The organism is Streptomyces otsuchiensis (genome assembly GCF_004305975.1).
GTDB lineage: Bacteria > Actinomycetota > Actinomycetes > Streptomycetales > Streptomycetaceae > Streptomyces > Streptomyces otsuchiensis.
The window spans coordinates 1-11,291 of record NZ_BHZI01000198.1 but is presented as its reverse complement, the minus strand read 5'-3'; the positions used below and the strand labels follow the sequence as shown (position 1 = coordinate 11,291).

11 protein-coding genes are annotated in these 11,291 nt (G+C 71.6%); 9 read left to right on the top strand and 2 right to left on the bottom strand.

Features of this window, described 5'->3' with window-relative positions:
* Positions 1-453: 453 nt before the first annotated feature.
* The 7 genes from E0D90_RS18315 to E0D90_RS18285 all read left to right on the top strand — a co-directional run bounded on the left by E0D90_RS18315 (position 454) and on the right by E0D90_RS18285 (position 6,975).
* Positions 454-1,863, top strand: coding sequence for an ATP-binding protein (locus E0D90_RS18315; protein ID WP_130799285.1), 1,410 nt, complete (start codon positions 454-456; stop codon positions 1,861-1,863).
* The gene (locus E0D90_RS18310) at positions 1,860-2,261 is read left to right on the top strand and encodes a roadblock/LC7 domain-containing protein (RefSeq protein WP_103502828.1); all 402 of its coding nucleotides are present in this window, start codon (positions 1,860-1,862) and stop codon (positions 2,259-2,261) included. Before E0D90_RS18315 ends, E0D90_RS18310 begins: the two co-directional genes overlap by 4 nt.
* Positions 2,258-2,629 (top strand): DUF742 domain-containing protein, encoded by a 372-nt coding sequence (locus E0D90_RS18305; RefSeq protein WP_103502829.1) that lies wholly within the window; start codon positions 2,258-2,260, stop codon positions 2,627-2,629. The genes E0D90_RS18310 and E0D90_RS18305 overlap by 4 nt, the downstream gene beginning before the upstream one ends.
* Complete coding sequence (locus tag E0D90_RS18300) at positions 2,604-3,194, top strand: GTP-binding protein (RefSeq protein WP_103502830.1); 591 nt, start codon at positions 2,604-2,606, stop codon at positions 3,192-3,194. Before E0D90_RS18305 ends, E0D90_RS18300 begins: the two co-directional genes overlap by 26 nt.
* Before the next feature lie 11 nt (positions 3,195-3,205).
* Positions 3,206-4,579, top strand: coding sequence for a cytochrome P450 (locus E0D90_RS18295; RefSeq protein WP_130799284.1), 1,374 nt, complete (start codon positions 3,206-3,208; stop codon positions 4,577-4,579).
* A 240-nt stretch (positions 4,580-4,819) separates the two neighbouring features.
* Positions 4,820-6,085 carry a cytochrome P450 gene (locus tag E0D90_RS18290; RefSeq protein ID WP_130799283.1) on the top strand — a complete coding sequence of 422 codons (1,266 nt, stop codon included), beginning with the start codon at positions 4,820-4,822 and terminating at the stop codon, positions 6,083-6,085.
* Positions 6,086-6,213: 128 nt separating this feature from the next.
* Positions 6,214-6,975 (top strand): enoyl-CoA hydratase/isomerase family protein, encoded by a 762-nt coding sequence (locus E0D90_RS18285; protein WP_130799282.1) that lies wholly within the window; start codon positions 6,214-6,216, stop codon positions 6,973-6,975.
* Between the two features lie 10 nt (positions 6,976-6,985).
* On the opposite strand, the gene E0D90_RS18280 is transcribed toward E0D90_RS18285, so the two are convergent.
* On the bottom strand, positions 6,986-7,546 hold the full coding sequence (locus E0D90_RS18280) for a DUF6924 domain-containing protein (RefSeq protein WP_130799281.1): 561 nt from the start codon (positions 7,544-7,546) through the stop codon (positions 6,986-6,988).
* A gap of 245 nt (positions 7,547-7,791) precedes the next feature.
* Here E0D90_RS18280 and E0D90_RS18270 point away from each other — a divergent pair, with 245 nt between their 5' ends.
* Positions 7,792-8,778, top strand: a complete 987-nt coding sequence (locus E0D90_RS18270; protein WP_103502835.1) for an aldo/keto reductase — start codon at positions 7,792-7,794, stop codon at positions 8,776-8,778.
* A gap of 315 nt (positions 8,779-9,093) precedes the next feature.
* Positions 9,094-9,600, top strand: coding sequence for a GNAT family N-acetyltransferase (locus tag E0D90_RS18260; protein WP_130799278.1), 507 nt, complete (start codon positions 9,094-9,096; stop codon positions 9,598-9,600).
* A gap of 133 nt (positions 9,601-9,733) precedes the next feature.
* Here the strand turns inward: E0D90_RS18260 and E0D90_RS18255 are convergent.
* Positions 9,734-11,291 (bottom strand): MFS transporter (locus E0D90_RS18255; RefSeq protein WP_307721154.1); only part of this gene is annotated, 1,558 nt, incomplete at its 5' end.

The following is an 11,291-nucleotide window of genomic DNA, read 5'->3' as shown; positions in this document are numbered from 1 at the left end:
CGGGGCGGGCCGGGTAAGGGCGGTGCGGGGGCGATTGCACCGCCCTGCGAAGCCCTTCGGACAACTTCTCCACACGGCGCGACAACTCCCTGACCGCCTGTTGACGTATCGTCAGCAGTCTTCCGTCCGGCATATCCTGACCGAATCCCGGAAGATGATTGCCGCTCCTCACCGTCGGCCTTGATGATACGATCATCGCGCTCGCACGGCGGGTCGAAGACGGGGAAAACACACCGGTCACCCCGAGGAGCGTTATGCCGTCATCAGGGCAGTGCACGATCAGCCCTTTGACCACCGCCGCACCGCGCCGCCGCGCGCGCCCGCCGTCCGGGTGCGTATAGCCGCCCGCGCCGGGCTCACACACACGCTCTCAGCGCCGGCCGGAACGGCCGCCGGGGCCGGACCACATGGTCCAGCGCCCCCACCACACGAGAATCCCTCCAAGAGAGTCTCATGACAGCGTACATAGACGATCCAGTGTTCTGGGGTTTGGTCGCGGGCATATCGGTGGCCGCGGCATTCGCGATATCCGCCCACCGGAAAAGCCGTCGCGCCAGCAGGGACAAATCCGCGCTGGAACAGCGGAACGAGGCGCTGGAAAAGCGCTTCACCGAATCCGTGGAAGAAGCGAAGAACCGCGCCGAGGACGGCACCAGAACCGCCCTCAAAACGGCCATGAGAACCCTCCAGGGCCTCGCCAACGAACAGCAGATCGCGATTTCCGGACTTCAACGGAAATACGGCGACCAGCACATCCTCCAGGACCTCCTGGAAATCGACCACATGAACTCCCAGTTCGGCCGCCGGGCACAGTCCATCGCCGTGCTGTGCGAGGGCTGGCTCGGCCGCCACCGCTCGGTCGCGTCCGTCTACGACGTGGCGCGCAGCGCCAAGGGCCGCGTCCGCCACTTCACCCGGATCGAAATCCGTTCGCAGACCAGCTTCGCGGTGATCAGCCAGGCCGTGGAACCGGTCGCGCTCGCGCTCGCCGAACTGCTCGACAACGCGACCAGCTACTCCGCGCCCGAAACCACCATCGACATCAACATCCGGTCGGTGCCCAAGGGCGTCTGCATCGTCATCGACGACGCCGGCGTCGGCATGAACGAGGAGGAGAAGACGCGCGCCGCGGAACTCCTCACCAATCCGGTGTCCGGCGTGACCGGACTGGGAAACCCGCCGCAGTTCGGATTCGCGGTGATGGGTGTGCTCGCGGCCCGCTACGGCTTCAGCGTCTCCGTCGACTCCTCGTCCCCCTACGGCGGCGTGCGCGCCGTCGTTCTGCTGCCCCAGGAGCTGCTGACCAGCATGCCCGAGCCCGACAGCGCCGCGCACGCCCCGGGCGCGCCGGGCCACCACCTCTTCACCCCGCCCGCCGTGGCGCCCGGGCCCTCCCCGGCCCAGCCGGTGACTTCGGCGGCCGCGCACATGCCGCGGGCAGTTCCGCAGGCCGGACCCCACGCCGGCCCTCCTCCCGGACCCCACGCCGGACCCCACTCCTCGCCTCCTCCCGGGCCTCCGCCCGGGTTCCACGCGGCGCCCGGCGGCGGACACCCCGGACGTCACGCCGCGCCGCCTCCGGGCCCCCGCGCCGTACCGGACCCGGCACCGCGGACGCCCGCCCCCGAGCGGGACGCCGGTCCGCCGGCCGCCGCCGCGCCGGAGCCACGCGCCACCACACGCGGCGGGCTTCCCAAGCGCCGCCGCCGCAACCCGATGACGATCGTCGGACAGGGACCGGAGGGCGGCGAGGCGCCGGCCAGGTCGAACGAGGAGACCGCGTCGATCATGGGCGCGTTCCAGCGGGGGACACAGTCGGGCCGCACAGCCGAAACGGACCGAGAAGGGCATGAATTCCTGTGAACAACGATCTGTCCTGGATGCTTGACAGGGCGCTGGAGGTTCCCGAGGCGCGGCACGCGCTGCTGGTCTCCGCGGACGGTCTGCTGATGGCCCGTTCGCGCGAGGTGGGCCGGGACGAGGCGGACACCGTCGCCGCCGCGATGAGCGGCATGCAGTCCCTCAGCCGCACCGTCGCCGGGTTCTGCGGCGGCGACGACATGAAGTGGCGTCAGACGCTGGTCGAGTTCGACGGCGGCTGGGTCTTCCTCATCTCCGCCGGCGCGGGCGCCTACCTGGCCGTCTCGGCGTCGATCAACGTGGACATGGCCGACATCACCTTCCGCATGCAGCAGCTCGTCGGCCAGCTCGGCAAGGCGATGACGAGCCCGCCCCGTGAGAACACCGGCATCGGCTCATGAGGGCGGGCGACGGGGGACACGACTCCGTGGATTTAGTGCGCCCGTACGTCATCACCAACGGGCAGGATCTCCCGAAGGGTGACGAGTTCGAGCTCGTCACCCTGGTGACGGTCGCCGCCGGGAACGCCCGGCAGGCGCAGCTCGACCCGGAACGCCGCGCGCTCCTGGAGCTGTGCTCCGGCGGCTATCTCTCGGTGGCCGAGATCGCGGGCCACATCGGCCTGCCGATCGGCGTCATCCGGGTGCTGCTGTCCGACCTCGCCGGCAGCGGCCAGATCATCACCCGTAATCCGGTGCCAGCGGCCCAGCTCACCGATATCCAGGTTCTGCAGGAGGTGCTGGATGGACTCCAGACTCGCTTCGGATGACCACACCTATCTGCCCGAAGCGGTGCAGGTCGCCGCGAAGATCCTCGTCGTGGGGCACTTCGCGGTGGGCAAGACGACGTTCATCGGCACGCTCTCGGAGATACCTCCGCTGCGCACCGAGGAGACGATGACACGGGCCGGCGCCCACGTGGACGACCTCCGCGGGGTGCAGGGCAAGACGACCACCACCGTGGCCATGGACTTCGGCCGGCTGACACTCAGCGAGACCCTGGTGCTCTACCTGTTCGGCACCCCCGGACAGCAGCGGTTCGTGCAGGTGTGGGAGGACATGACGCGTGGCGCGCTCGGCGCGCTGCTGCTGATCGACCCGCAGCGGCTGGAGGAGTCGTTCCCGGTGATGGACCTCGTCGAGAGCTACGGCATCCCGTACGCCATCGGGGTCAACTACTTCGGCGAGGCCCCGACCCGCCCGGACGACGAACTCCGCGAAGCGCTCGACCTGTTGCCGGACACCCCGATCGTCACCTGCGACGCCCGCGACGAGAAGTCGTCCGCGGGGGCGCTGATCGCCCTCGTCAAATACCTCCAGACACGGACCAGCTAGGAGCCACGACCATGGACCGGCACACCGACCACCACTCCGCGTCCCCGCCACCGGGGTGTCCCGCCCACCAGGTCGGCATGGCCCCCGTGCCGCTGTGGGGGCCGGACTTCGCCGCGGACCCGCAGGGCTTCTACCGGGTCCTGCGCCAGTACGGCCCCGCAGCGCCGGTGGAGGTGGCGCCGGGCGTGCCGGCCAACCTCGTCACGGACTACGCGGCGGCGCTGCGGGTGCTCCAGAGCCCGAAGGAGTTCGGCAAGGACTCCCGGCGCTGGCGGGACTTCAACGAGGGCCGGGTGCCGATGGACAGCGCCGCGGTCCCGATGATGGCCTACCGGCCCAACAGCCTCTTCTCGGACGGCGCCGAGCATCTGCGGCTGCGGCAGGCGATCACCGACAGCCTCGGGCGGATCGACTCCCACCTGCTGACCCGGCACGTCGAGCGGGTTTCGACCTACCTGGTCGGCCAGTTCGGCGACCGGGGCTCCGCCGACCTGCTCAACGAGTACTCCAAGCTGATGTCGCTGCTGGTCTTCAACGAACTCTTCGGCTGCCCGCCGGAGATCGGTGACCAGCTGATCTCCGGGATGTCCGGGATCTTCGACGGGGTCGACCCGGAGAAGTCCAACCGGGAGATCCTGGAGAGCGTGATGGCGCTCGTGTCCTACAAGCGCACCCACCCGGGCCAGGACGTGACCTCCTGGATGATGGCGCACCCGGCGCAGCTCTCCGACGAGGAGATGATGCACCAGCTGGTGCTTCTGGGCGGCGCCGGTTCGGAGCCGACCCGGAACCTGATAGCCAACGGCCTGCTGCTGATCCTCTCCGACGAGAGGTACTTCGGCGGGGTCCACGGCGCGGGGCTGCTGGTGGAGGACGCCCTGGACGAGGTGATGTGGAACAGCCCGCCGCTGGCCAACTACGGCGTGCACTACCCGTTGCACGACGTCGACCTCGGTGGTTCGCACCTGCGGGCGGGTGACCCGGTGGTGATCAGCTTCGCCGCCGCCAACACCGACCCGGCGCTGTCGTCTGCGCGCCAGCAGGTCAGCAAGCGGGCGCACCTGGGCTGGAGCGCGGGCCCGCACGCCTGCCCGGCGAAGGACCCGGCGCAGCTGATCGCGGTGACCGCGATCGAGAAGCTGCTGAACCAGCTGCCGGACGTCGAACTGTCCGTGGCACCCGAGTCCTTGACCTGGCGGCCCGGCATCTACCACCGGGCGCTGGCGACGCTGCCCGCCCACTTCACCCCGGTCGTCACCGAGCGGCCGTTCGCCGCCGCGCAGGCGTCGGCCGGCGCTGCGGAGCACACCGGCCGGCACGCCGCGGGGCGTCGCGGCCCCAAGGGCGGCTGGTGGAGTGGCTTCCTCAACTGGTGGCGCGAGTAGGAGAAAACGGCCGCCACGGCCGTGCAAGTTCTGGCTTGAACGATGTGGGGAACATGCGAGCGTCGTCACAAGTGCCTCTGGCATGTGTGAACGGCACGCGTCGAAGGGTAGCCCTTCGAGGTTCTGCTGATCGACTACCGATCAGATGTGCGATGACGGCCCGTCCGGGCGGTCCCCGGGGCGGTGTGGCCCCGGGGACGTCATCGCCTGGCGCACGTATCGGAGTTGGAGGAAATCCCCGTGGCTTCCGTGGCGCAGCCGACAGCCGTCGGCACGCGATCCGTCGTCTCCCACCTGTCCCGGCTGCGCTCTCCGCGCGGACAGGCCGACCCGTTCCCCGTCTACCGGCGGCTGCGGGCGCTGGGTCCCGTTCTCCCGACACCCTGGGGCGGCCATCTGGTCACCCGGTACGACCTCTGCGACCAGGTCCTGCGCGGCCGTGACTGGCAGACCATCGACGCGGAGTGGAAGGCACGCCAGAGCGGCGACCGCTGGACCGGCTTCGCGCACCAGGAGCTGAGCCGGACCCTTCAGGGCCTCAACTCCCCGCACCATCCCCGGCATCGCCGTTCGATCGGCAACGTCTTCGACCGGGCCACCCTCGCCGAGCTGCACGGCACCGTCGCCGGGTCGGTCGACGGACTGCTCGACACCCTCGTGGAGCGAATACGCGACGGCGAGGAACCGGACTTCGGCGCCGTCGTCGGCGACCAGCTCCCCATCGAGGTCATCGGCGCCTGGCTGGACCTCCCCCGGGCCGACTACCCGCTGCTGCTGTGGCTCACCCACGAGCACGTCGTGTGCCAGGAGCTGCTGCCCACCCCCACCGACCTCGCCTCCGCCGACAACGCGGCCCAGGGCCTGCGCCTCTACTTCACCGCCCTCGTCCACGACCGGCGGCTCAACCCCGGCGACGACGTCATCTCCCGCTGGCTGCGGGTCTGGGACGAGCTGGAGCCCGACCCCGAGGCCGCCGAGTCCGCCGTCTTCTACCTGGTGATGTTCCTGTTCGTGGCGGCCGTGGAGACCACCGCGACCCTGCTGCCGACCATGGTCTGGCTGCTCGACCAGCACCCCGACCAGCGGCGCCTGCTGCTGGCCGACCCCGGGCTCGTGCCCGGCGCGGTCGAGGAGGTGCTGCGCTACGACCCGCCGATCCACATGGCCGGCCGCGTCGCCTCGCGTGACATGGAGCTGGGCGGGGTCACCGTCACCCGGGACAGCATGGTGCACCTGATGATCGGCTCCGCCAACCACGATCCGGACCACATCGTCGAGCCGGACGTCTTCGACATCCGGCGCCAGGGCAACCAGCTCTCCATGCACCTTGCCTTCGGCGGCGGAGCCCACTACTGCGTGGGGGCCGCCCTGGCCCGCCAGGAGGCCACCGAGCTGCTGCGGGCCCTCACCGTCCGGCTCCCGGGGCTGCGGGTGTCCACAGCCCCCACCTGGTCCCGGCGGGTCGCCTTCCGCCGGATGACCGGCATGCGCGTCCGCGAGGGCTGACGACGCCCCGTCGCCCGGCCCCCGGGGACGCGTCCGGAACCAGTAACCACGGCCACGGGCCACGGGCACGACGCGACGCGGCACGGTCACCGACTTCCACCACTGCCCAACTAGCAAGGACTGACGGCGTGTACGAAGATTTCAAGACCCTTCTGGCCAGACGTGAGGGGCCTGTCGTACGCATCCACTTCAACAACCCCGACGCGGGCAACGCGGTCGACGGGACGTTCCTCGACGAGATGACCACCGTCCTGGACGCCGTCGCCGACGACCCCGGGGTGCGGGTCGTGGTGCTCTCCGGCGCGGGCGACGACTTCTGCCTCGGCGGCGACCGCCGGGAGTTCGCCGACCTGGCCGGGCGCGACCCGGGCGGGACCGGCATCCGCACGCTCGGGGTCAAGGCCCGCCGCGTCTGTGACGCGCTCGCCACCAGCCACGCCGTCACCATCGCCCGGCTGCACGGGGGCGTCATCGGCGCGGGGCTCGGCATCGCCCTCTTCTGCGACCTGCGGGTGGGCGCCGACACCAGCCGCTACCGGCTGCCCGAGCTGGCCCTCGGGCTGCCAGCCGTCTGGGGCGGCGCCCTCCCCCGGCTGCTGAGCGAGGCCGGGACCGCCCGGATCCGCGAACTCATCCTCACCGGTGACACCTTCGACGCCGAGGCGGCGGCCGCGATCTCGGTGCTCCAGAAGGTCGTCCCGGAGTCCGAGCTGGACGCGGTCGTCACCGGATGGATCAAACCCGTCGTCCGCCGCTCCCCGGCCGCGCTCCGCGTCACCAAGGCCGCCCTCAACGCCTACGCGGCCGGCACCCGGATGGCCGACGCCACCCTGCTGGAGAGCGACCTGCTGGCGGCGGTGGTCGCCGCCCGGCACGCGGAGCGGGGCTAGCCGCGGCGGCTCAGTTCTCCCGCACCACGCCGTCGTCGTCCGCGGAATCCACGAACTCGTCCCAGCCCATGTTCGCCCCCGTCAGGTTGTTCTCCACCATCTGCACCGCCCGGGGGGTGGTGCGCAGCCGGCGCATCAGGTCGTTCGCGCTGACGTCGATGGCCACGAGCAGGAGGTGGTGCTCGGCCGAGGTCATCGTGGTGGCGTCCGCGACCACCAGCAGCGTCATCGACGGGTCCTCGGGGCACTCCGGGTCCGCCGGGACGCGCGCCACGAGCTCTGCGCCGGTCAGCCCCGCGAACCTGCGGTCGTCGACCGGCGTGACGTCCGCCCGGAAGACCTCTCCCCGGCCCTGCGGGTGCGGGGCCAGCACCGCGTCGCGCACCGAGGCCCAGGTCACGTCGTCGCTGAAGTCGGTGCGGATCAACGGCACGTCCTCCATTGTCGGCAGAGTCGGCTCCTCGCCGCTCACGCGTATCCGCCAGGACCCCTCCGAGGGCTCCGGCACGCGCTGCTCCAGCCGTTCGCTGATGCGCCGCAGCCGTCCCAGCCGTCCGCCGTTGTCGTCCATGCGCAACACCCTCCAGCCGTCGGCGGGCTCCCCGCCGCTGTCGTGCCGTCAGTCTGGCGTCCACCACTGACATCGCCGGTCGCGCCGGCGCAGCCGCCGACGGGACCGGTGCGGGACGTGGTCCGTGCTGCCGCGGGCAGGGCCAGGGCCCGGTGCCCGCGGTCCGGGCGGAGCTCGCCCGGGGGCCTCCGGCGCCGGCGGCGGTTCCCTTGCTTGGAGCGCACTCCAGGGCGTTAGCTGACGGCATGAAGTACACACAGCTGGGACGCACCGGACTCAAGGTCAGCCGCCTGGTACTGGGCACGATGAACTTCGGCCCGCAGACCGACGAGGCCGACAGCCACGCCATCATGGACTCCGCCCTGGCCTCCGGGGTGAACTTCTTCGACACCGCCAACGTCTACGGCTGGGGTGCGAACAAGGGCCGCACCGAGGAGATCGTCGGGACCTGGTTCGCCCAGGGCGGCGGCCGCCGTGAGAAGACCGTGCTGGCCACCAAGTGCTACGGGTCGATGCAGCTCGACGACAGCCCGGTCTGGCCCAACAACGACAAGCTCTCCGCGCTGAACATCCGCCGCGCGGTGGACGCCAGCCTCAAGCGGCTGCAGACCGACTACATCGACCTCTACCAGTTCCACCACGTGGACCGCTCCACCCCGTGGGAGGAGATCTGGCAGGCGATGGACGTCCTGGTCCAGCAGGGCAAGGTCCTCTACGTCGGCTCCTCCAACCACGCCGGCTGGAACATCGCCCAGGCCAACGAGACCGCCCGCCGCCGCGGCTCCCTGGGGCTGGTCAGCGAGCAGTGCCACTACAACCTGGTGGAGCGCCGCGCCGAGATGGAGGTCATCCCTGCCGCCGAGAGCTACGGCCTCGGCGTCATCCCGTGGTCCCCGCTCGGCGGCGGCCTGCTGGGCGGCGCGCTGCGCAAGGAGCGCGAGGGCGGCAGCGGCGCCCGCTCCACCCGTGCGCTGGAGAACACCAAGCTGCGCGAGCAGGTGCAGAGCTACGAGGACCTTCTCGACAAGCACGGCCTGCACCCGGGCGAGACCGCCCTGGCGTGGCTGCTGAGCAGGCCCGCCGTCACCGGCCCGATCGTCGGTCCCCGCGTGCAGGAGCAGCTGGACTCCGCGCTGCGCGCCGTCGAACTGGAGCTGACGCCGGAGGTGCTGTCCGCGCTGGACGAGATCTTCCCCGGGCCGGGCACCGCGCCGGAGGCGTTCGCCTGGTGACACCGCCCTCCCCAGGGCACGCGGACGCCGGGTATCCCACCGCGGGGTACCCGGCGTCACCGCGTCCGGGCTCAGCGGCCGAGCGCGCCCACCACGAACGTCACCACGAAGAGCAGCACCAGGGCACCGCTCACTACGCGCGTCCTCGTCTTGGCATCCACGCCACCACGGTACTGGGACGCCGCCCGGGCCCCGTCACCGGCGCCGCACATCGCCACCCCACCCCGCGCGCCCGAGCGCCACACCCCCGCACGCCGGTGGCGCACCCCCGGCGCTCACTCCCGGACGGCCCGGCCCTCTGCCTAGGATTCCGGCATGGAGATTCGACGGGGCGGGCCCGGTGACATCCCGGCGGTACTGGCCATGCTGGACAGCGCGGTCGCCTGGCTGGGCGAGCAGGGACGCACCGGCCAGTGGGGCACCGAGCCGTGGTCCGAGCGGCCCTCGGCTGTCGAGAAGGTCACCGCCCGGCTCACGGTGGGCGAGACCTGGATCGCCGAGCCGGACGACGACGGCACCCCCGCAGGCGCGCTGACCCTCTCCTCGCAGCCGCAGCCCTACGTCGACCCGGTGGACGAGCCGGAGATCTACGTCCAGCTCCTGGTCACCCACCGCGCCTTCGCCGGACGGGGCGTGGGCGCCGCGCTGCTGGAACACGCGGTATCCGAGGCGCGGCGCCGGGGCGTGGAGCTGCTGCGCGTCGACTGCTACGCGGGAGACGACGGACGCCTGGTCCGCTACTACCGCGGCCAGGGCTTCGAGCCCGCGCACACCTTCACCGTCGGTGAGTGGCCCGGCCAGCTGCTCACCCGCCGGGTCTGACCGCCCGCCTCACCGCGCCCGCGCCGGGGAAGCCCGGGGCGCGCCCTCTGTGCCGGGAACGACGGAGCCCTGGCGGGCCCGGTGATGGTCACCGGGCCCGCCAGGGCTCCGAGCGAGGTGGACGCCGACGGGGTCAGGAGCGGGCGCCGACCCGGCGGGCGGGGCTGTCGGGCCCTTCCGCCGCGCCGTCGGCGCTGGGGGCCGCCGTCGTCCCGTTCGCCGTCCCGTCCTTCGGCGCACGCTCCTCGGGTGACGCCTCCGAGGCGGCGGTCGCTGTCGCGGTGTCCGCCACCGGCTTGCGCGGGACGAAGGCGATCAGCGGACTGCCACGACGCAGCCGGAGCTGGAGCCGCAGACCGCCGACCCGGCCCAGCATCGCTGCCACACCGAGGGCGGCGCTCGCGCAGATCGCGCCGCCGAGCAGCAGCGCCACCCGGGGGCCGTAGCTGTCGGTCAGCCAGCCCATCAGCGGTCCGCCGAACGGGGTGCCGCCGAGGAAGACCATCATGTAGAGGCTGATGACCCGGCCGCGCATCCCCGGGTCGCTGGCCAGCTGGAGACTGGTGTTGCCGGTGATCATGAATGTCATGCCGACCAGCCCCGTGGGGATCAGCACCGCCGCGAACACCCAGATCGAGGGCGCGCCGGCGAGCACCATCAGCAGGGTGCCGAAGAGCCCGGCGGAGGCCACGGTCCAGCGGGTGCGGCTGGTGCCCCAGCGGGCGGCGATCAGCGCCCCGGTGAGCGAGCCGACGGCCATCAGCGCGTTCAGCAGGCCGTAGGTGCCGGCCCCGGCGTCGAAGATGCGGTCGGTGAAGGCGACCACCCAGATGGGGAAGTTGAAGCCGAAGGAGCCGATGAAGCCCACCAGCACGATCGGCCAGAGCAGCTCCGGGCGGGCGCCGACATACCGCAGCCCGGCCCGTAGTTGCCCCTTGGCCCGTGGTGAACGCTCGGCCGGGTTGAGGTCGGCGACCCGCATCAGCAGCAGACCGGTGACGGGCGCGATGAAGGAGAGCCCGTTGAAGAGGAAGGCGTAGCCGCTGCCGACCGCCGTGATCAGCACACCGGCCACCGCCGGGCCGACGATGCGGGCGGTCTGGAAGTTGGCGGAGTTGAGCGACACGGCGTTGCGCAGCAGCGCGGGACCGACCATGTCGGAGACGAACGTCTGCCGGGCCGGGTTGTCCAGCACCGTGACGACGCCGAGGACGAACGCCAGCAGGTAGACGTGGCCGACCTCCACGTTCCCGCTGAGGGTGAGCGCGGCCAGGGTCAGCCCGGTGAGTCCCATCGCGGACTGGGTGCAGATCAGCAGCTTGCGCTTGTCCAGGCGGTCGGCGAGCACGCCGCCGTAGAGCCCGAACAGCAGCATCGGGAGGAACTGGAGCGCGATGGTGGCGCCGACGGCTGCGGCCGATCCGGTGAGGGTGTGGACCAGCCAGTCCTGGGCGATGCGCTGCATCCAGGTACCGGTGTTGGAGACGACCGCGCCCGCGAAGAAGATCCGGTAGTTGCGGATCTTGAGAGATCCGAAGGTGGAGACCCTGGCCGTCTCCTGGGCCTCCTCGCGGCGGGCCTCGTGGGCGTTCTCACGGGCCTCGGCCGCGTCGCCGCCGGTGGCGGCGTCCCCGGAAGGATCACCGGGGGTGCTGCTCGGGGTGCTGCCGGGGGTGTCGCCTCCGGCGGGG